Origin of the sequence: Brevundimonas sp., from assembly GCF_035998205.1 — a bacterium.
Taxonomy (GTDB): domain Bacteria; phylum Pseudomonadota; class Alphaproteobacteria; order Caulobacterales; family Caulobacteraceae; genus Brevundimonas.
Genome location: NZ_DASYHT010000005.1, coordinates 128,552 through 148,293, shown reverse-complemented (window position 1 = coordinate 148,293; position 19,742 = coordinate 128,552). Strand labels below are relative to the sequence as shown.

Sequence of the window (19,742 nt, the reverse complement as noted above, 5' to 3'; positions counted from 1 at the left end):
ATCACTCCCCGGAGATCAGGCGCGGCCGCTCCGGCGGCTCGGCGGCGGTCAGCTCGGGGCGCGCCACGGTGCGCGGGGTCTGCTCGACGGGCCCCAGTTCCTCGAGGGTTTTGCCCTCGTGATTGACGTGCAGGTCCTCGAAGCGGCGGGCCGCCACCATCACCTGGCTCTCCAGCGAGCCGACGAACTGGTTGTACTTGCCGACAGCGCCCTCCAGCGCCTTCCGCAGCCCCTCGACATGACCGCCCATGACCGACAGGCGCTGATAGAGCTGGCGGCCCAGCTTCGCGACCTCGTCGGCGTTGCGGGCCTGCTCCTCAGCGCGCCAGCCGTAGGCGACCGCCTTGCACAGGGCGAACAGGGTGGAGGGGGTGACGATCACGACGCGGGACCCCATCGCCTCGGTCAGGAGGTCCGGCTCGTGATCCAGCGCCGAGGACAGCAGGGCCTCGCTGGGGACGAACAGGGCGACGAAGTCGGGGCTGGGCCGGAACTGGTCCTGATACCCCTTGGACGCCAACTGCCGGACGTGGGTCTTCAGGCTGAGGGCGATCCGCGCGCCGATCTCGCGGGCCCGGGCCTCCTCATCGCCGTCCGTCTCGTCGCCGAAGGCCACCGGCACCTTGGCGTCGATGACGAAACAGCCGCCGCCGGCCAGCCGTACGAGAAAGTCGGGGCGTTGCCGCCGGCCCTCCTCGTCATCGGTCGAGGTCTGTTCGATGAAGTCGAACCGGCCGGCCATCCCTGCGGATTCAAGGACGTTGCGGCAGGTCTGTTCGCCCCAGCGGCCGCGGCGGCCGGTGTTGCCCTTGAGCGCCTCGGTCAGGCGCCGCGCCTCGTCCCGTGTGGCGCTGGAGGCCGCCATCAGCAGGCCGATCTGCTCCTTCAGCCCGCCGGTCTGCTCGGCCCGCTCCTTCTCCAGCAGGGAGACCTTCTCCTGGAAGGCCTTGAGGGTCTCGGCCACGGGCTTGAGCTGGGCCTCCATGCGCTCGCGCGCCACCCGGTCCTGGGCCTGGAAGGTCTCGGTGGCGCGGGCCACCAGCTGCTCGGCCACGGCCTGGGCCGACTGGGCCGACTGGGCCTTGATGAACTCGGCGGTCTCGCGCCGGCTCTCCTCGATCAGGACGATGCGCTGCTCCGCCGCCGCCAGCGCCGCCTTCGCCGCCTGCCAGCCCAGAAACGCCCACACGAGGCCCCCCGCCAGCACGAGCGACAGCAGGGCGAGGGCGACGACGAGGGTGTTCATGCTCCGTTCCTAGCGTGAGTCCGGCAGGGGCGAAAGGGCGGCGGCGCGTCGGCCTCAAGGGATCACAGCGGCCGCAGCGAAGGCACGACGGGCACAGCGGCGTGGCGGAGCTGCGCCCTTCTCCCTTCCCCCTCGAGGGGGGAAGGGCCGGGATGGGGGTGCGCACGCCGTCAGCACAAGGGGCCCGCGAGAGGCGGCGCCGCCTCCTGCGCCTGTCCGGACGCGTCGCACGGTTCACCCCCACCCAAACCCTCCCCCCTCGAGGGGGAGGGCTTCTTTGGGGGCCTTACCCCGCCGGCCGGCGGGCCCTCAGGGCCTGGACGATCGTCCCGTCGTCGAGCCAGTCCAGCTCGCCGCCCACCGGCACGCCGCGGGCCAGGGAGGTGATCTCCACCCCGCTGTCCTTCAGCCGCTCGGCCAGGTAGTGGGCGGTGGTCTGGCCATCGACGGTGGCGGGCAGGGCCAGCACCACCTCGCGCACCGCGCCGGAGCGGGCCCGGCCGACCAGCTCGCCGATGCGCAAGGCCTCGGGCCCGATCCCGTCCAGCGCCGACAGCAGCCCGCCCAGCACATGGTACTTGCCGCGGAAGGCGCCCGACCGCTCCATGGCCCACAGGGCGCCGGCCTCCTCGACCACGCACACCAGCCCGTTGTCGCGGGTCTCGTCGGCGCAGACCGAACAGGGGTCGCGCGTGTCCGGGGCGCCGCAGACGGAACAGGACACCACCCGGTCGGCGGTGTCGCGCATGGCCTGGGCCAGCGGCTCCAGCAGCTGTTCGCGCCGCTTCAGCAGGGCCAGGGCGGCGCGCCGGGCCGAGCGCGGCCCCATGCCGGGCAGCTTGGCCAGGAGGCCGATCAGGCGCTCGATCTCGGGTCCGGCGGTGGCGGCCATAAATGCGGAACGGTCAGAACAGTTTCGGCATGCCCGGGATGTTCATCCCGCCCAGCGGCCCGGCCACCTCGCGCATCAGCCGGCCGTTCTCGTCGTCCAGCTTGCGCTTGGCGTCGGCGTGGGCCGCGACGATCAGGTCGGCGAGGATCTCGCCCTCGCCGGGGACCATCAGACTGTCGTCGATCGCCACGCGGGTGATCTCGCCGGGCCCCTTCAGGGTCACCGTCACCAGACCGCCGCCGGAGGTGCCCTCCGCGGTGGTCTCGGCCATCTTCGCCTGGGCGTCCTGCAGCTTCTGCTGCATCGCCTGGGCCTGCTGCATCAGGGCGTTGAGGTCTTTCATGGGGGGTTAGATAGGGGGTTCGGCGGCGAGGGGGTAGTGGCGAGTAGCGAGTGGTGAGTGGCGAGTGAACAGTGCTGGTGAGCAAGGGGTGAGCCGGGCGTGGCGCGACGATCCGTCCGGCGGCAGGGCAATGGCGCCGGGCGCGGGGGCGCCTATCTGGAACGCCACCTGTTGCTGTTCTGCCCCGGAAAGGCGCCGCCATGGCTTACGACACCCCTCCCGCCCGTGATGTTCCGCTGGCCGACGCCGCCCTGGCGCAGCTGTTCACCGAGGCCCGCACCCGCAACGGCTGGACCGACCGGCCGGTGCCGGAGGCCCTGCTGCGCCGGCTGTACGACCTGACGAAGTTCGGCCCGACCGCGGCCAACAGCACCCCGGCCCGGTTCGTCTTCGTCACCTCCGAGGCGGCGAAGGCGCGCCTGCTGCCGCTGATGAGCGAGGGCAACCGGGCCAAGACCGCCGCGGCCCCGGTCACCCTCATCGTCGGCATGGACCTGGACTTCCCCGAGACCCTGCCGACCCTGTTCCCGCACGCCCCGGGCGCGAAGGACTGGTTCGCCGACCCCGCCGCCCGCCGCGAGGCCGCCTTCCGCAACAGCTCGCTGCAGGGCGGCTACTTCCTCTTGGCCGCCCGCGCCCTCGGCCTCGACGTCGGCCCCATGTCCGGCTTCGACGCCGCGGGGGTCAAGGCGGAGTTCTTCGCCGGCACGGCCATCGAGCCCAACTTCATCGTCAACCTCGGCTACGGGAGCGACGAGAACCTGTATCCGCGCGCGCCGCGGCTGGGGTTCGAGGAGGCGGCGGAGATTTTGTGAGGGGGGAGTGGCGAGTGGCGAGTGGTGAGTGGTGAGTGGTGAGTGAACAGTGCTGGTGAGCAAGGGGTGAGCAGGGCCTAGCGCCTTGTCGTTAAGCCGGGCCGTGGCCGAGGGCCGGCGGCGGCCTTGGCGGGCCGTGATTGCGGCCCTAGCCTTGCGCCATGACCGCGCTCGTCTGGACCCGGGGCTATGGCCGCGCCGCGCTGGAGCGGGCGCAAGAGCGGTTCGGCCTGACCTTCCCGCCGGACCTGGTCGACCTGCTGCTGGAGCGCCGCCCGGCGCGCGGGCCGGACTGGACGAACGAGGCCGACATCCGCGAACGTCTGGCCTGGCCCTATGAGGGGCTGCTGTTCGACGTCGAGCACAACGTCCTGTAGTGGCCCGAGTGGGGCGAGCGCCCCGCGACGGCGGAGGGTCGCGCCGAGGTCCTGCGGCAGGTCGTGGCCGCCGCGCCCCGCCTGATCCCGGTCTTCGGCCACCGCTACCTGCCGGAAACCCCGGCCGCCGCGGGCAATCCGGTGTTCTCGGTCTGGCAGTCCGACGTGATCCTCTACGGCGCCGATCTGGCCGACTGGCAGGCGCGCGAGGACGACGGCTGGGACGACCGCCCCTGGCCGCCGGTGCGGGAGATTCCCTTCTGGTCCGAGCTGGTCCGGCGAAACGGGGAGCCGCCGCAAGGCTGACGTGAATGGGTCAACCTGCGCTATTGTGGGGGCGCGGATGCCCTGCCCTGCCCGCCGGCCCGATCGGGAGATGCGCCATGACCGACCCCGTCCCGCTGCTTGAAGCCGCGGTTGTCGGCCGGACCTGCCGGCTCGAACGCCGAGCGGCCGACTGGGTGTTCCATCTCGGGGAGGCGGTCAGCCTCGCCGTGGGTTGTCACTGGCGGATCGTCTCGGCCGAGGGCATCGTCCTGACCGACGGGGATGACGGGCACCGCTTCGGCCTCCCGGCGCCTGTGGATGCCGAGGCGAGGGCGAACGCCAGCTTCGCCGGGGCCACGGTGGCCTCTGCCGCCGTCGATCGCGTGACCGCGGACTTCCAGCTGCGGCTCTCGAATGGCCTCCACCTCGATCTGCTGAACAACTCTTCCGGCTACGAAGGCTGGGAGGGGCGCTTCCGCCTTGCCGGCGAGGCGGTAGCCCTCATTGCCATGGGGGGCGGGGGACTTGTCCTTCATCCCGCCGCTGCCGCGGGCGAGCCCGCCCCCGGGACCGCCCTGACGTCCGAACCGACGCCCCGGATCACCCCCGCCCAGCTGTGGAGCTTCGCCCTCGTGGCCACGCTGCTGTTCGGCTACGTCCTGTGGCGGTGGGTGACGTAGGGGCGGAGGGCTGCGGCCATGGCGGCGATGCGCGAAGGGGGTCGGGACCGTCCGTCTCTGCTGGCGGCCCTCTACGTCTCAGGCGTGGCGCTGTGGTTCGTCCCGACGCTCTGGCTGCTGGAGGGCTACGCGTTCGCTGTCCTCGCCGTCGGGGCGTGGAGCGCCGTGGCCGCCGTGGTCGTGTATCGCCGCCGCAAGCGGGCGGTCGTGGCCCTCACCCTGGGTCTCATCGGGGCGGTGAATATCGGGCTGCTGGTCGCGGCGGCGGCGTGGGTCCCGCTCGGCATGATCCCGTGAAACCCCGCGACGCGCGGGCCTATCTGACCCGGCTGGCGATGCAGGCCCGGTAGCGCCGCTCCACCGCCCCGAACAGGCGGAACATCCCCAGCCCGATCAGGACGAAGGCGACCCAAGCGCTACGGGTTTTACGAGTTCACTTAGGAAATACATAGTGCGGTTTGTGACCCGGTAGGGCCTTAAACTGCGCGACTCGCGCCGAGATGGGATGATGGAATGAGTAAAGAACCCCGAAATCCAGTACTCGGCGATCACGTCCCGTTGAAACGCAAGCTCATTCCGCCGTTCGTGAGTGCGTTGGGAGGCAAGTTGTCTCTGTACTCTTGGACCCGGCAACTCGTCCCAGAGGCGCTCTGGCTCGGGCTCATAATCGATAGGTTCGGCTATGATTCGGCCCGCGAAATCTGTCGATCCCTCGTTCTAGCGGCTCAAGGAGCCTTCCAAGAAGAACCGAGTCCGCTTTTTGTGAAGGCGAGCGCATACGGTTCGCTCGACGAAAAGGCCAAAGCGACGATCATCTCCAAGCTGGAAGAGCCGACTTTAGTGCGTATCCAGACGGCGCTGCGACCGCTTAGGCGAGTGTCCGTGGACCATCCGCTGGCTTTTCTTGACGACGGGGCTGCGCTGGAATCCGAAGATGCGGAACGGCTGCCCGCGATCGTGCCGGCGTTCTATGATCGAAATAGCCGACTCGCCGTTTTGTCTCTTGCTCTCGCCTATGAGCTGGGGCTTGCCCAGGGCAAGGTCCATGTCGCCCCGCACCTGATTGACGGGCTCAATCATGCGTTCGCGGTGATTGGCGACTATCCGACAACGGAGGCATCCGAAGATGCGGCTGGCCGGTTCCGAGCGGCCGCGCCGATGCTTTTGATGGTGCCGTTGGAGGACGGAAGTGGATTCCGCGAAGACGACAGCTGGGTGGGCCTCTTCTGGGATGGGGTCGCCGGCTTAGGACCATGTTTATTCGAGGACACCTTTAAAAACGAGGATGGCGAAGACGACGACAGCGTTGAAGCGTTCGTTCGAGGCTTTCGAAATGCGGTCAGGACCGATTTGCGCGCCCGCCTTAACGAGTGGCATCTTAGTCTGAATGAGATCGAAGCCTTCGAGGTCATCGCCGCGCTTCTGAGCCGTCAGGCTACGCTCGCCATCGAGTTCGCCGCCGCGCCTTCAATGTGGACGCCGCATTCGGGTCCCGTGACGCTGCGCGCAATGGCGGATGTCTTCATCACTACAGCCTGGATCCTGAAAGACCCGGGACCCCGGGCGACCAAGTTCGTCGAAGACGGACTGGGCGCGATCAAGCTCCAGATCGCGCATCAAGAACGCGCACTGGAAACCGCCGCGCCAGAGGACGTAGCCGAAATAAAGATTATGATCGAGGTTTGGCGTGAGTGGTTGACGATGCAGAGAATGGAGCAGTTCGTGGAGGTTAACCTCGGCAGCTGGTCCGGCCTCAACACCCGGAAGATGGCCGAGGAAGCTGGGTTCCTCGACTTTTACAACTATGTCTACCAGCCGTTCAGTGGCGTAGCTCACTCCAACTGGGCGCACGTCAGCATGTTCAATACGTTGTTTTGTGAGAACCCGGCTCACCGTGGCCACCGGGTCCCCGCAATGGTGCCGACTCCGCCTGACCTGAATTGGCTGTTCTTGGCCGCTAAGTATCTGACCAAAACCCTCAAGCATTTCGATGACACGATTGGGCTTGTCGATATGCCGTCCGACGCCTTCGACTACTTCGGGGAGCAGCCCGAAGATGTCTCTGGAGCTATGTCGTGATCATGAGCAAGGGGAAATAGCGCCGGATAGAAAGCAACAGCATTCGAGGCATGCGCGGCAGATGCGTTGGGCGACCAGGAAGCTGATAATCTCCCGGGGTCGATTAGAGGGTCATGTTCTCACCGAGACGACAAGGTCCGCTGACAATCCCCTCAGTCCTCCTCCTCCTCCACCTCGTCCGGGATGGCCGGCAGCTCGACCACCGGGGCGGTGACGCGGACCTCGCCGATCTGGGCGCCCGGAAACGCCGTCAGGACGGCCTGGACGAAGGGGTCGGCCTCGATGGCGGCGCGTTCGGCGGCGCGGGCCTTCTTTTCCTGCTCGATCAGGGTCTCGCCGCCGCCGGCGCCGTTGGCGGCGATCAGCCAGGTGCGGCCGGTCCACTCCTTCAGCCGCGACGACAGGCGCCGGGCCAGGTCGGCGGGGGCGCCGGGGGCGGGCTCGAAGACGATGGCGCCGGGCTTGAACGACACCGGCCGGACGTAGCGCTGCACGTCCAGCTGCAGGGAGATGTCGCGGCGCTCGCCGATCAGGGCCACGGCGGCCTCGAAGCTCTGCGGGTCGGGCAGGGCTGAAGCGCTCTGGGGCGGGGCGTCCGCGGCCGGCATGGCCTGCGGGGCGCGGGCCACGGCTCCGCCGCCACCGCCGCCGCCGCCTGACGGGCCGCGCGCGGGGGCGCCGGAGCCGCCGGGCAGGGGCCGGCCGTCCTTCAGGGCCTTCAGCGCCTCCTCCGGCCCGGGCAGGTCGGCGGCATAGGCCAGCCGGATCAGCAGCATCTCCACCGCCTCGGCCGGGTTGGGGGCGCGGCGGGCCTCGTCGAGGCCCTTGAGCAGCATCTGCCAGGCCCGCGACAGGGTGGCGGCCGACAGGGCGGCGCCGAGGGCCGCCAGGGCCCGGGCCTGGTCGTTGGGCAGGCGGGTGGCCTGGGGGCCCAGCATCTTGGCCACCGAGGCGGCGTGGCAGTGCTCCAGCAGGTCATTGACCACCTGCACCGGGTCGGCGCCGTAGCCGTAGAGCTGGCGGAAGCCCTCCAGCGCCTCGGGGGTGCGGCCGGCCATGACCGCCTCGAACAGGGCGATGGTCTGGGCCCGGTCGGCCAGCCCCAGCATGTCGCGCACCACCTCGGCCCTGACCGTCTCGCCGCGCTCGGCCTGGACCAGGGCCTGGTCGAGCAGCGACAGGCCGTCGCGCACCGAGCCCTCGGCGGCGCGGGCGATCAGGGCCAGGGCCTCGGCCTCGATGCGCAGCCCCTCGCGTTCGGCCACCCGGCCGAGGTGCTGCGACAGCACGTCCGGCTCGACGCGGCGCAGGTCGAAACGCTGGCAGCGCGACAGGATGGTCACCGGCACCTTGCGGATCTCGGTGGTGGCGAAGATGAACTTGGCGTGGGGCGGGGGCTCCTCCAGCGTCTTCAGCAGGGCGTTGAACGCCTGCGTCGACAGCATGTGCACCTCGTCCAGCACATAGACCTTGTAGCGGGCCTCGACCGGGGCGTAGCGGACGCTGTCCAGGATCTCGCGGATGTCGCCGACGCCGGTGTGGCTGGCGGCGTCCATCTCCATCACGTCCATGTGCTGGCCGGCCATGATGGCGGCGTCGTGCCGCCCGTCGGGGCTGAGGGCCAGGGACGGCCGGTCGATGGCGTCGGTCTCGTTGTTGAGCGCCCGGGCCAGCAGGCGCGCCGTGGTGGTCTTGCCCACCCCCCGCACCCCGGTGAGCATGAAGGCGTGGGCGATGCGGCCGGTGGCGAAGGCGTTGGTCAGGGTCCGGACCATGGCCTCCTGGCCGATCAGGTCCTCGAAGGTCCGCGGCCGGTACTTGCGGGCGAGCACCTGGTAGGCGGCGGCGTCTGTAGGGGTAGGGGTAGGGGTAGGGGTAGGGGCAGGGGCCCCCGCGTCCGCGGGGGTGAGCGGGGGGGACGGTTCCGCCGCGGCTGCGGGCGCGGGGGCAGGCGCGGGGGCGCCGAACATGTCGTCGGTGTTGGGATCGCGCTCGACGACCTCCTCCGCGGGGAGGTCCTCGTCCCAGGGGGGCGCGCCGGACTCGGCATCGACGTGGCTCATCCCGGGACCCTATAGCGAAGGGGGCGGGCGGCGCCACTGGGAGCGACGTCGCCGGTTCATCACGGAGCGCACGGAGGGGTCACAGAGGGCACAACGGGCCCTGCGCCGCGGCGCGCGAAGCGCTTTCTCCTGAGAGGTCGGAAGGAGAGGCGCCTGCGGCGCAGCGCCGCCACGCCGCCGTGATCTCCGTGCCTTTCTCCGTGTTCTCTGTGATGAACCTCCGGCGGCCCTCTCCTCCCTCATAGCGGAGCGTATGGGGGAGGGGGACCGTCCGGAGCCCGAAGGGCGAAGGAGGGTGGAGGGGGGTCGTTCCCGACGGCGCACCTTATGCCCCCTCCGTCTCGCCGCGGCGCGGCGATCCACCTCCCCCTGTGGGGGAGGAATTGCCCGGCCCCGCCGGCGTCAGGCGCCAGCGCCGATGCTCTGCTGATCTGGCGACCGTCGAAGGTTCATCACAGAGAGCACAGAGAGACACAGAGGACACGGCGGGGTCGCGGCTCTGCGCTGAAGGCGCCTTGTCTTGCGACCAGCAGGAGAAGGCGCTGCGCGCGCCGATGCACAGGGCCGCCGTGCCCTCCGTGCCATTCTCCGTGCTCTCTGTGATGAACCTTCCACGGCGCTCTCCTCCCCCATAGCGAAGCGCATGGGGGAGGGGGACCCTGCGCAGCAGGGTGGAGGGGGCGACCTCAAGCGCCGCGCTCCGTCCCTCGCCCCCTCCACCGCTTCGCGGTCCCCCTCCCCCGCACGCGGGGGAGGAGAGCTGCTAACGCCCTCAAGCAGCGCGCGCCCGCGGCGCGAGCGGTAGGGCCGGAACAAACGCCCTCAAGCAGCGAGGCGCCGCGCGCCGAGCGGTAGGGCCAGAATAAACGCCCTCAAGCAGCGAGGCGCCGCGCGCCGAGCGGTAGGGCCAGAATAAAGGGGAAGGTGGAGACCGCGACCCGAAGGGGAATTCGTTGTGGCTGCTGCCTTCCGGCCCTGACCAGGTTGGCGAAGCCTTCGCCCGCGATCTCCGGGTTGGGATATGGCCCGCCCGGGCGCGGGAATCAAGCGGGGCGGGGGCGGGCAAGGGATCACAGCGGACACGGCGAGGTCACAGCGACCACAACGGGACCTGTGCGGCGGCGCGCGCGACCGAAGCCCTCCCCCTCGAGGGGGGAGGGTTTGGGTGGGGGTGAACACTCAGGGGCATGTGGAAACGCGCGGGAGACGCCACCGCCTCGGGCGTTCCTTCCGTCGACCCTGGCGCTCCCACCCCCATCCCCGGCCCTTCCCCCCTCGAGGGGGAAGGGAGAGGGGGCGCAGCCCCGCCACGTCGCTGTGCCCGTCGTGCCTTCGTTGTGGCCGCTGTGATCCCTTGAAGCCCGCCCCGCCCCCTCCCGCCACACGCCCGGGCGCGCTATGGGGCGGGATGCTCGGCCTCGCCCAGACCGCCTTTTCCGGCAATCCGCTCGATCGGGCGGGGGACCGGCGCAACGATCCCGCCTGGCTGGCGGGGCAGGAGGCCAATCCCGAGGCGCTGGCGGCGGTGGTCTGGCAGGGGCGGGTGCTGGTCGAGGCGGGGCCCGCCGGGCCGCGGCTGGCCTGGCTTTCCTATGGGCACGCGCGCGACGTGGCGCCGGACCGGCGGGCCTTTCTGGGCCTGTGGAAGGCTGCGCCGGTGTTCGCCGTCGAGGTCGAGGGGGCGGACGACCCGGCGACCGGGCCGCTGGCCGGGCTGGGCAGCTTCGAGGAGCTGCGCGCCGCCGCCGCCGTGCTGCCGCCGCAGGACCTGGCCATGGCCGGGGTCGGGCGCAGCCTGTTTGACTGGCGCCGCCGGCACGGCTTCTGCGGCGTCTGCGGCCACGCCACGGAGGACGCGGCGGGCGGCTGGAAGCGCCTCTGCCCGGCCTGCGGGGCGGAGCATTTCCCGCGCGTCGATCCGGTCACCATCATGCTGCCGGTGTGGCGCGGCGGAGCTGAGCCCCTGTGCCTGCTGGGCCGGCAGGCGGCCTGGCCTGTCGGGCGCATGTCGGCCCTGGCCGGCTTCCTCGAGCCCGGCGAGACCATCGAGGAGGCCTGCGCCCGCGAGATCGCCGAGGAGGCGGGGCTCGAGGTGACCCGGGTGCGCTACCACTCCAGCCAGGCCTGGCCCTTCCCGTCGCAGCTGATGATCGGCCTGATCGCCGAGGTGGCCGGCAACGACGCCCGGCCGGACCAGACCGAGCTGGAGGCGGTGGCCTGGCTGACCCGCGCCGAGGCCCGGGCGACGCTGGACGGGACCCACCCGACGATCCTCGCCCCCCCGCCCTTCGCCATCGCCCACACCCTGCTGCGGGCGTGGGTCGACGGGTTCGAGGGGTAGGGGCGGGGGGTCTCAAGGGATCACATCGGGCACAGCGACCACAACGGGACCTGTGCGGCGGCGCGCGCGACCGAAGCCCTCCCCCTCGAGGGGGGAGGGTTTGGGTGGGGGTGAACCGTGCGACGCGTCCGGACAGGCGCAGGAGGCGGCGCCGCCTCTCGCGGGCCCCTTGTGCTGACGGCGTGCGCACCCCCATCCCCGGCCCTTCCCCCCTCGAGGGGGAAGGGAGACGTGCGCAGCCCCGCCACGCCGATGTGCCCGTCGAGACCTCGCTGTGCCCGCTGTGATCCCTTGATCCCGCGACGCGACCCCTAGATCCCCGCGTACCACTGGTAGCCGCGGTCGGGCCAGTAGCCGCCCTCGCCGCGGCCGATGTGGGCGAAGCTGTCCACGGCCTCGATGCGGCGGATGTATTTGGCGTGCTTGTAGCCGATCTGGCGCTCGACCCGCAGGCGCAGCGGGGCCCCGTGCGGCACCGGCAGGACCCGGTCGTTCATCTCGTAGGCCAGGATGGTCTGCGGGTGGTAGGCGTCAACCAGGTCGATGCTCTCGTAATAGCGGTCGCCGTCCTCGCGCTGATCGAGGGCGTCGAAGCAGTAGAAGACGATGTAGCGCGCCTCGGGCTTCAGCCCGGCCTCCTCGAGGATCACCGACAGGGGCGTGCCCTTCCACTTGCCGATCGAGGTCCAGCCCTCGACGCAGTCGTGCTTGGTGATCTGGGTGCGCGACGGGCGGGCGCGCAGGTCGGCCAGCGACAGGCTGAGCGGCCGCTCGACGAGGCCGTCGACCACCAGCCGGTAGTCGGCGAAGTCGCCGCGGCGCAGGGCGACATAGTCGGCGGCGGCGGGGTTGGTGGAGCCGTTGGCGCGGAAGTCCGGCGAGATGTCGGCCTCGCTGTACTCCGGAGCCAGGGCCTCGCGCGGCACGATCAGCCGCTGCGCCCGGTAGGTCAGGCCGTGGGCCATGCGCAGGGTCTGCTGCACCACCGGGTTGGCGGCGACGCGGTCGCAGGCGGCCAGCAGGCCGGCGCCGGCGGCGGCCAGGGCCCCGGCCAGCCAGCGGCGGCGGCTGGGCCCGCTCACCGGGGCTCCTCCGGGTCGGGGCGCGAGGGCTCGAGGATGAACCAGCCGGTGATCATGGCGCGCAGGTTATTGAACAGGCCGGTCCAGATCACCAGTCCGACGTGGACGACGATGAAGCCGACGATCAGGGCGGCGGAGAGGAAATGCAGGGTGCGGGCCGACTGCCGCCCGCCCATCAGCTCCAGCAGGATGCCGCCGATGGCGTTGAAGCCCGGCGACATGGACAGGCCGGTGACCAGCATCATCGGCAGGATGACCAGGATCATGGCCAGATAGGCCAGCTTCTGCAGGACGTTGTAGGCCCGGGCCTGCTCGTCCTTCGGGAAGCGCAGGCGGGCGTGCTCGACGATGGACGGGCCGAGGTGGGCCAGGTCGCCGCGGCTCGGCCACAGGCGCCGCTTCAGCCGGCCGCTCCACAGCACCCAGGCGAGGTAGATCAGGCCGTTGAGGACGAACACCCAGGCGAAGAAGAAGTGCCAGTCGCGCGCCTCGGCCAGATTGCGGGCCGGCGGGATCATGGCCCAGCGCGGGATGTGGTCGAAGCTCATCCACGGCGCGTCGAAGCGGGAATCGAGGCCCCAGTAGAGGTGCGGATGGGCGGCGAGGATGTTCAGCCCGCTCATGATCAGCACCACCACGGCGGTGACGTTGATCCAGTGGGTGATCCGCACCAGCGGCGGATGGCGCCAGGTGTCGGTGCGGCCGCCGGGCAGGGGGCGGTCGGCGCGGCGGTCCTGCGGCAGACCCTCGGGGAGATCTTCGGGCAGACCTTCTGGCAGGGGCACGGCGGTCATCGGCGTCTCCGGATCCCGCCCCGGCGGCGGACCCGGGGCCGGAGCCTGTCACGGGCGGGGGCGCGGATCAATCGCGCGGCCGATCGAAGGCGATGGGGCCGACGGCGAAGCGGGCGGCGACGGCGGCCTCCAGCCCGGTGCGGACCAGCAGGACGCGGCCAGGCCCCGGCGGCAGGGTGTCCAGCGCGCCCGCCAGCCCCTCGCCGCGCAGCTCCAGCGGGCCGACCTCGTCGATGACCAGCAGGTCGGCCCCGGCGGCGACCGCCGCGGCGAGGCGCTGCCCGGCCCAGACGAAGGCGGCGGTCCGGAAGCGGAAGCGCCCGACCTCGATCACCGGCTCGCCCCCGGCTGCGGGTTCCTTGGCCATCTCCTCGCCGGTCCACAGGTCATGGAAGCGCCGCCCGGCCGGGGATTTCAGCGCCAGCAGGCCGCCGACGCGGCGCCCGGACAGGGCGGCGGTGCGGGCCAGATCGCTCGCGCGGGTGGTCTTGCCGCTGCCCACCGGTCCGTGGAGGATCAGGGTGGCGCCGGGGCCGGGGGCAGCCGGGCTCAGTGGGCGTCGTCCCAGTTCGCCGCCGCCTTGGCCTCGACCACCAGCGGCACGGTCATGGCCACGGCCGGCTCGGCGGCGGTCTCCATCACCCGGCGGATCAGCGGCAGGGCCCGGTCGACCTCGGCCTCGGGGGCCTCGAACACCAGTTCGTCGTGCACCTGCAGCAGCATGCGGGTCTTCAGCCCGGCGTCGGTCAGGGCCCCCGGCATGCGCATCATGGCGCGGCGGATGATGTCGGCGGCGGCGCCCTGGATCGGGGCGTTGATGGCCGCCCGCTCGCCGAACTGACGCTCGGCGTTGGATTTCGAATGGATCGCCGGGATGTGGATGCGGCGGCCGAACAGGGTCGAGACGAAGCCGGCCTCGCGCACCTCGGCCCTGGTCCGGTCCATATAGGCGCGGATGCCGGGGAAGCGCTCGAAGTAGGTCTTGATGTAGGCGGCGGCCTCGCCCTGGTCGATGCCCAGCTGGTTGGCCAGGCCGAAGGCGGAGATGCCGTAGACGATGCCGAAGTTGATGGCCTTGGCCCGACGGCGGGTCTCGGCCGGCATGCCCTCGACCGGCACGCCGAACATCTCGCTGGCGGTGGCGGCGTGGATGTCCAGACCGGCCCTGAACGCCCGCTTCAGCTCGGCGATGTCGCCGATATGGGCCAGCAGGCGCAGCTCGATCTGCGAATAGTCGGCCGAGATCAGGACATGGCCGGGCGCGGCGATGAAGGCCTGGCGGATCTGGCGGCCGACCTCGGTGCGGATCGGGATGTTCTGCAGGTTCGGGTCGGAGCTGGCCAGCCGGCCGGTGGTGGCGGCGCCGAGCTGGTAGGAGGTGTGCACCCGGTCGGTGGCCGGATCCGCGGCGGCGACCAGGGCGTCGGTATAGGTGCCCTTGAGCTTGGACAGCTGGCGCCACTCCAGCAGGGTGGCGGGCAGGTCGTGGGTCAGGGCCAGCTCTTCCAGCACGCTGGCGTCGGTGCCCCACTGGCCCGTGGCGGTCTTCTTGCCGCCGGGCAGGTTCATCTCGCCGAACAGGATGTCGCCGATCTGCTTCGGGCTGCCGAGGTTGAAGGGCCGGCCGGCGAGGCCGTGGGCCTTTTCCTCCAGCTCGGCCATGCGCAGGCCGAACTCCGACGACAGCCGCCGCAGCCGGTCCGGGTCGATGCGGATGCCGGCCAGCTCCATGTCCGCCAGCACCGGCGGCATGCCGCGCTCCAGCGTCTCGTAGACGGTCATCAGCCGGTCCTCGACGAGGCGCGGCTTCAGCACCCGCCACAGGCGCAGGGTGACGTCGGCGTCCTCGGCGGCGTAGCGGGTCGCCGTCTTCAGCTCGACGTGTTTGAAGCTGATCTGGCTCTTGCCCGTCCCGGCCACGGCCTTGAAGGCGATCGGCTCGTGGCCGAGGTGGCGGCGCGACAGCTCGTCCATGCCGTGGCCGTGCAGGCCGCCGTCGACGACATAGGACAGCAGCAGGGTGTCCTCGATCGGGGCCACGCGGACGCCGCGCCGGGCCATGACGGCCAGGTCGTACTTGATGTTCTGGCCGACCTTGAGCACCGCCGGGTCCTCCAGCAGGGCCTTCAGCCGGGCGATGGCCGTGTCGGCGTCGATCTGGGTCAGGGGGGCGCGGCTGTCGCCCTCGCCGCCGAAATCCAGGCCGCCGGCGCCCTCGACCGGGGCATGTTCGTGGGCCAGGGGGATGTAGCAGGCGGCGTTGGGCCCGACCGCCAGCGACACGCCGCACAGGCCGGCGTGGGTGGCCGACAGGGCGTCGGTCTCGGTGTCGAAGCCGATTACCCCGGCCTCGCGGGCCCGGGCGATCCAGGCGTCGAGCTCTTCCAGCGTCTGCACACAGGCGTAGGCGTCGAGGTCGAAGGTCTCGTCGCCGGGGGTGACCGGGGCGGCGGGGGCGTAGCGCGGCGTCGCCACCGGCGCCGACATCGAAGGGGCCCGGGCCATGGCTGGCCCGTCACGTTCCGGCGCCTTGCCGTCGCCGACGCGGCGAGCCAGCGAGCGGAACTCCATCTGCTCGAGGAAGGCCGACAGGGCCTCCGGGTCCGGATCGCGCACGGCGAAGTCGGCCAGCGGCTCGGGCGCCGGGGCGTCGCAGGTCAGGCGCACCAGCTCGCGCGACAGGCGGATCTGGTCGGCGAAGGCGATCAGGGTCTCGCGCCGCTTCGGCTGTTTGATCTCCCCGGCCCGGGCCAGCAGGGTGTCGAGGTCGCCGTACTCGTCCAGCAGCTGGGCGGCGGTCTTGGGGCCGATGCCCGGGGCGCCCGGGACATTGTCGACGCTGTCGCCGATCAGGGCCTGCAGATCGACCATCTTGTCCGGGGTGACCCCGAACTTCTCCATCACCGCGTCCTCGGCCAGCACCCGGTCCTTCATCGGGTCGTACATGACCACCGACGGGCCGATCAGCTGCATCAGGTCCTTGTCGGAGCTGACGATCACGGCGCGGCCGCCGGCGTCTCGGGCCTGACAGGCGTAGGTGGCGATCAGGTCGTCGGCCTCGTAGCCGGCCAGTTCGACGCCGTGCACCCCGAAGGCGGCCGTGGCCTGCCGCACCAGGGCGAACTGGGGCACCAGATCCTCGGGCGGCGGCGGGCGGTGGGCCTTGTAGCCGTCGTAGAGGGCGTTGCGGAACGTCTTCTCCGAATGGTCGAAGATGGCCACGAGGTGGGTCGGGCCGTCCTCGCCCTTCATGTCGCGCAGCAGCTTCCACAGCATGTTGCAGTAGCCCTGCACCGCCCCGACGGGCAGGCCGTCGGACTTGCGGGTGAGGGGCGGCAGGGCGTGGTAGGCGCGGAAGATGTAGGCCGAGGCGTCGATCATCCACAGCCGCAGCGGGGCGGGAGCGTCGGGGGCGGGAGTCGCGTCGGTCATGGGGCCAGCATAGGGGCGGGGCGACGGGCCGTCACCGGCCAGAAACGGTCTGTGCAGCGGTCCCTGAAACCGTCTCTGAAGCGGCGCGGTCGAGGGCGCGGGCGACGATCGCCGGCGTCAACAGTTGCGGCAGCAGCTCCGGCTCGGCCCGGCCGGGCGTATAGACCAGATACAGCGGCACGCCCGAGCGGCCGTGGCGCTCCAGCTCGGCGGCGATGGCCGCGTCGCGCCGGGTCCAGTCGCCGACCAGATAGGCGGCGCCGGTGCGCTCGAGGGCGTCCTTCACCGGCGCGGTCTCCAGCGCCGTGGCCTCGTTGAACTTGCAGGTGACGCACCAGTCGGCGGTCAGATTGACCAGCACCGGCCGGCCCTCGGCCAGCGCCGCCTCGACCGCGGCGGGGGACCAGGCGCGGGCGTCGAGCTCGGCGGCGGCGGTCTCGGGCGGGGCGATGCGGGCGGCGAGGCCGGTCAGCACCAGCGCCGACAGGGCGGCCACCAGCGGGGCGGCGAGGGGGATGGGGCGGGAGCCCTGTCCCTGACCCGACGTCTGGCGGCGGCCCCACAGGGCGAGGGCGACGGTCAGGGCGAGGGCGGCGAGGGCCAGCAGGCCGACGCCGGCCAGGGCCGTCTGGCGGCTGAACACCCAGGCCAGCCACAGGGCGGCGGCGTACATCGGCAGGGCCAGCACCCGGCGCAGGGTGGTCATCCACGGACCCGGGCGCGGCAGACGGCGCATCAGGGCCGGGCTCAGGCTGATGGCGAGGAAGGGCAGGGCGAAGCCGAGGCCGAGCGCCGCGAACACCGCCAGCGCCGCCGCCGCCGGCAGGGTCAGGGCGGCGCCGAGCGCGAAAGCCATGAAGGGGGCGGTGCAGGGGGCGGCGACGATCACCGCCAGCACGCCGGTCAGAAAGGCCCCGCCGCCGCGCACCCGGCCGCCGAGCGCCTGCAGCCCGCCGCCGGCGTGATAGAGGCCCGACAGGTTCAGCCCGACCGCCAGCATGACGAGGGCCAGGGCGGCGGTGACGGCCGGGACCTGCAGCTGGAAGCCCCAGCCGACGGCGGCGCCCCCGGCGCGCAGGGCCAGCAGGGCCCCGGCGAGGGCGAGGAAGCTGACCAGCACGCCGAGGCTGTAGGCGAGGCCGTCGCGCCGGGCTTCCGCCGGGGCGTGGGCCCCGCCGGCGAGGGCCGCGGCCTTCATCGCCAGCACCGGGAAGACGCAGGGCATGAGGTTGAGGATCAGCCCGCCCAGCAGGGCGAACAGGGCCGCCTGCAGGATCAGGCCGGCGGAGGCCGGGGCGGTCGCAGCAGTCTCCTGCGGGCGCAGGGTTGCGCCGCCGGCGGCGCCGGCGAGGGCCGGCCCGGGCTCGGCGCGGATCTGCCAGGCCCCGGCCTCGGTGGCCAGCACGCCCTCGAGCGGCGCGGCGGGATCGAAGCGGCGGCCGGGGGTCAGGGTCAGGCTGAGGCCGTCCGGCCCGGCCACCGCCGGCTGCGGCGCGGCATGGTCCAGCGCGCCCTGGACGAAGGGGTAGAACCAGACGGTCTTCGCCCCGGCCAGCGGGGCGCCGGCGACGCTCAGGGTCAGGGTCTCGCCGGTCCGGGTGAGCCGAGCTTCCAGCGGTCCGGGCCGGGGGGCGTCGGCCAGCACCCGGGCGAGACGCGGGCCGTGCGGCCGGGCCTCGGGCGCGGCGCCCTCGGCCACGGGCAGGTCGAGCGCGAGATCGAGGCTGACCGGGATGCACAGCTCGTCACTGCACACGAACAGGTCGGCGCGGGCCCTCAGGGCGATCGGGCGGCCCGGGACGGCGTCGGCGGGGATCTCCACCAGCACCGGCAGCCAGACCTCTCCCGAATAGCCGTAGTTGACCAGCGGCCCGAGGCTCTGGCGCTCGGGCAGGGGCCAGACGATGTCCGAGGCGACCACCCCGGGCGGCAGGGTCCAGGCGAGGCTGGTCGGGCCGCCGGAATCGCCGGGATTGCGCCAGTAGGTGTGCCAGCCCGGGGCGATCTGCTGGCGCAGGGCGACCACGGCGGTGGCCCCGGGCGTGGCCCAGCGGTTCATGGCCACCAGCTCGGCGGTCAGGTTGGGGGCCTCGCGCGGGCCGGGGGCGACGGGGGCCGCCGACGTGGCGGCCGGCAAGCTGCGCGCGACCGGGGCGGTCGGAGCCGCGGCGAGCGCCGGCAGAGCGGCCAGCCCGAACGCCAGCACGAACGCCAGCAGGGCGGGCGACAGCGACGGCAGGAACGCCGACAGGCGGCGGGCGCGCGGGAACATGGCGCTGATCTAGCGACCGCCGAGGGCGCCCGCCAGCCTCGGCGGCTGCGCTATCGGGTCCCGGCGTCGATGCGCACCTCGACCCGGCGGCGCAGGGGCTCGGCGGTCCCGGCGTGGGTGACGGCGCCCTGGTCCCCGGCGGCGAGCAGTTCGAAGCGCGGGGCCGGCAGGCCGGCCTCGACCAGGGCCTCGGCCACGGTGACGGCGCGGCGCTCGGACAGGGTCAGGTTGCGGGCCGCCGAGCCGGTGGCGCTGGCCAGACCCAGCACCTCGACCGCCTGCACGCGGCAGGGCGCGACAAGCCGCGCGTGCAGCCGCACGGCTTCGCGCGCCGGATCGGTCAGCCGCGCCTCGCCCTCGCGGAAATAGACCTCGAAGGTGTGGGTGCGGCAGGCGGCGGCCGGCGTCACCAGCCCGGCGCGGACGAACGGGTCGCCGGCGCAGGCGGCCAGCCCGGCGCTGGCGGCGATGAGGCCGGCCCCGGCCAGGGCGCGGCGGCGGAAATCCATCGGTGTCATGAGAGCCCCCTCGAAAAAGGGGCGACGCCCGCGGCGCCGCCCCTGGATATCGTCCGACGTGCGGCGCGCCTCAGTAGCGGCGCGAGCCGTCTTCCCAGTAGCACTCCACCTGACGGCCGTCGTAGCAGTAGTAGTAGGCCCGGCGCTGGTTGTCGTAGTAGCGCTGCTGGTTTGCGCGATCCTGACGCGAGCCGCGCACGGCCCCGGCCACGCCGCCGACCGCGGCGCCGATGGCCGCGCCCGTGCCGGCGTTGCCGTCGCCGACGTTGTTGCCGATGATGGCGCCTGCCACCGCGCCGATGCCGGCGCCGATGGCGCCCTGGCGCACGGTCTCGTTCGGGCCGCCGCCGTAGCCGTACGGATCACTGGCGCAGGCCGAAGCCAGCAGCCCGGCGCCTGCAACGGCGATGATCGCCTTTTTCATGTGAGAATCCTCATCCCTGCGTTTCGCCCCCATGGTGAGAACGCTGGACCAGCGTGGCGGTTCCGGGGCAGGGTTGCGCCACAACGGTGGTGTATCATCACCGGACCCCGTCGGGGA

The 19,742-nt window shown here is 72.1% G+C and carries 18 protein-coding genes and 1 other RNA gene; 7 read left to right on the top strand and 12 right to left on the bottom strand.

Annotated elements, in window-relative coordinates; all coding sequences use genetic code 11:
• Nucleotide 1: 1 nt before the first annotated feature.
• From VGN74_RS07970 to VGN74_RS07960, 3 genes are all read right to left on the bottom strand, one after another.
• The gene (locus tag VGN74_RS07970) at nucleotides 2-1,246 is read right to left on the bottom strand and encodes a DNA recombination protein RmuC (protein ID WP_327446894.1); all 1,245 of its coding nucleotides are present in this window, start codon (nucleotides 1,244-1,246) and stop codon (nucleotides 2-4) included.
• A 286-nt stretch (nucleotides 1,247-1,532) separates the two neighbouring features.
• Nucleotides 1,533-2,138 (bottom strand): recombination mediator RecR, encoded by a 606-nt coding sequence (gene recR / locus VGN74_RS07965; protein WP_327446892.1) that lies wholly within the window; start codon nucleotides 2,136-2,138, stop codon nucleotides 1,533-1,535.
• 13 nt (nucleotides 2,139-2,151) lie between these two features.
• Nucleotides 2,152-2,481, bottom strand: a complete 330-nt coding sequence (locus VGN74_RS07960; protein ID WP_327446890.1) for a YbaB/EbfC family nucleoid-associated protein — start codon at nucleotides 2,479-2,481, stop codon at nucleotides 2,152-2,154.
• Between the two features lie 200 nt (nucleotides 2,482-2,681).
• On the opposite strand from VGN74_RS07960, the gene VGN74_RS07955 reads away from it, so the two are divergent.
• From VGN74_RS07955 to VGN74_RS07930, 6 genes are all read left to right on the top strand, one after another.
• On the top strand, nucleotides 2,682-3,296 hold the full coding sequence (locus VGN74_RS07955; protein ID WP_327446888.1) for a malonic semialdehyde reductase: 615 nt from the start codon (nucleotides 2,682-2,684) through the stop codon (nucleotides 3,294-3,296).
• Nucleotides 3,297-3,457: 161 nt separating this feature from the next.
• Complete coding sequence (locus tag VGN74_RS07950) at nucleotides 3,458-3,673, top strand: hypothetical protein (protein ID WP_327446886.1); 216 nt, start codon at nucleotides 3,458-3,460, stop codon at nucleotides 3,671-3,673.
• Between the two features lie 63 nt (nucleotides 3,674-3,736).
• Nucleotides 3,737-3,979 carry a hypothetical protein gene (locus VGN74_RS07945; RefSeq protein ID WP_327446884.1) on the top strand — a complete coding sequence of 81 codons (243 nt, stop codon included), beginning with the start codon at nucleotides 3,737-3,739 and terminating at the stop codon, nucleotides 3,977-3,979.
• 77 nt (nucleotides 3,980-4,056) lie between these two features.
• The gene (locus VGN74_RS07940; RefSeq protein WP_327446882.1) at nucleotides 4,057-4,620 is read left to right on the top strand and encodes a hypothetical protein; all 564 of its coding nucleotides are present in this window, start codon (nucleotides 4,057-4,059) and stop codon (nucleotides 4,618-4,620) included.
• An 18-nt stretch (nucleotides 4,621-4,638) separates the two neighbouring features.
• On the top strand, nucleotides 4,639-4,917 hold the full coding sequence (locus tag VGN74_RS07935) for a hypothetical protein (RefSeq protein WP_327446880.1): 279 nt from the start codon (nucleotides 4,639-4,641) through the stop codon (nucleotides 4,915-4,917).
• 216 nt (nucleotides 4,918-5,133) lie between these two features.
• On the top strand, nucleotides 5,134-6,699 hold the full coding sequence (locus VGN74_RS07930; RefSeq protein WP_327446878.1) for a DUF5677 domain-containing protein: 1,566 nt from the start codon (nucleotides 5,134-5,136) through the stop codon (nucleotides 6,697-6,699).
• 152 nt (nucleotides 6,700-6,851) lie between these two features.
• Here the strand turns inward: VGN74_RS07930 and VGN74_RS07925 are convergent, their stop codons facing one another.
• Together VGN74_RS07925 and ffs are read right to left on the bottom strand one after the other, a co-directional pair.
• A complete protein-coding gene (locus tag VGN74_RS07925) occupies nucleotides 6,852-8,762 on the bottom strand; it encodes a DNA polymerase III subunit gamma/tau (protein ID WP_327446876.1) in 1,911 nt (636 codons plus the stop codon).
• 920 nt (nucleotides 8,763-9,682) lie between these two features.
• Nucleotides 9,683-9,776: signal recognition particle sRNA small type (ffs, locus tag VGN74_RS07920), an RNA gene on the bottom strand.
• A 394-nt stretch (nucleotides 9,777-10,170) separates the two neighbouring features.
• Between ffs and nudC the strand changes: the two genes are divergently transcribed.
• Nucleotides 10,171-11,103, top strand: a complete 933-nt coding sequence (nudC, locus tag VGN74_RS07915; protein ID WP_327446874.1) for an NAD(+) diphosphatase — start codon at nucleotides 10,171-10,173, stop codon at nucleotides 11,101-11,103.
• A gap of 311 nt (nucleotides 11,104-11,414) precedes the next feature.
• On the opposite strand, the gene VGN74_RS07910 is transcribed toward nudC, so the two are convergent.
• The 7 genes from VGN74_RS07910 to VGN74_RS07880 form a co-directional block, all read right to left on the bottom strand.
• The gene (locus VGN74_RS07910; RefSeq protein ID WP_327446872.1) at nucleotides 11,415-12,185 is read right to left on the bottom strand and encodes a molybdopterin-dependent oxidoreductase; all 771 of its coding nucleotides are present in this window, start codon (nucleotides 12,183-12,185) and stop codon (nucleotides 11,415-11,417) included.
• A complete protein-coding gene (locus VGN74_RS07905; protein WP_327446870.1) occupies nucleotides 12,182-12,979 on the bottom strand; it encodes a cytochrome b/b6 domain-containing protein in 798 nt (265 codons plus the stop codon). The genes VGN74_RS07910 and VGN74_RS07905 overlap by 4 nt, the downstream gene beginning before the upstream one ends.
• 67 nt (nucleotides 12,980-13,046) lie before the next feature.
• Nucleotides 13,047-13,496: a nucleoside-triphosphatase gene (locus tag VGN74_RS07900; protein WP_327447702.1), complete on the bottom strand. Its 450-nt coding sequence runs from the start codon at nucleotides 13,494-13,496 to the stop codon at nucleotides 13,047-13,049.
• 32 nt (nucleotides 13,497-13,528) lie between these two features.
• Nucleotides 13,529-16,411 (bottom strand): DNA polymerase I, encoded by a 2,883-nt coding sequence (gene polA / locus VGN74_RS07895; RefSeq protein ID WP_327446868.1) that lies wholly within the window; start codon nucleotides 16,409-16,411, stop codon nucleotides 13,529-13,531.
• A gap of 31 nt (nucleotides 16,412-16,442) precedes the next feature.
• A complete protein-coding gene (locus VGN74_RS07890) occupies nucleotides 16,443-18,683 on the bottom strand; it encodes a protein-disulfide reductase DsbD family protein (RefSeq protein WP_327446866.1) in 2,241 nt (746 codons plus the stop codon).
• Nucleotides 18,684-18,733: 50 nt separating this feature from the next.
• Nucleotides 18,734-19,201 (bottom strand): OmpA family protein, encoded by a 468-nt coding sequence (locus VGN74_RS07885; protein ID WP_327446864.1) that lies wholly within the window; start codon nucleotides 19,199-19,201, stop codon nucleotides 18,734-18,736.
• Between the two features lie 70 nt (nucleotides 19,202-19,271).
• A complete protein-coding gene (locus VGN74_RS07880; protein ID WP_327446862.1) occupies nucleotides 19,272-19,625 on the bottom strand; it encodes a YMGG-like glycine zipper-containing protein in 354 nt (117 codons plus the stop codon).
• Nucleotides 19,626-19,742 lie beyond the last annotated feature (117 nt).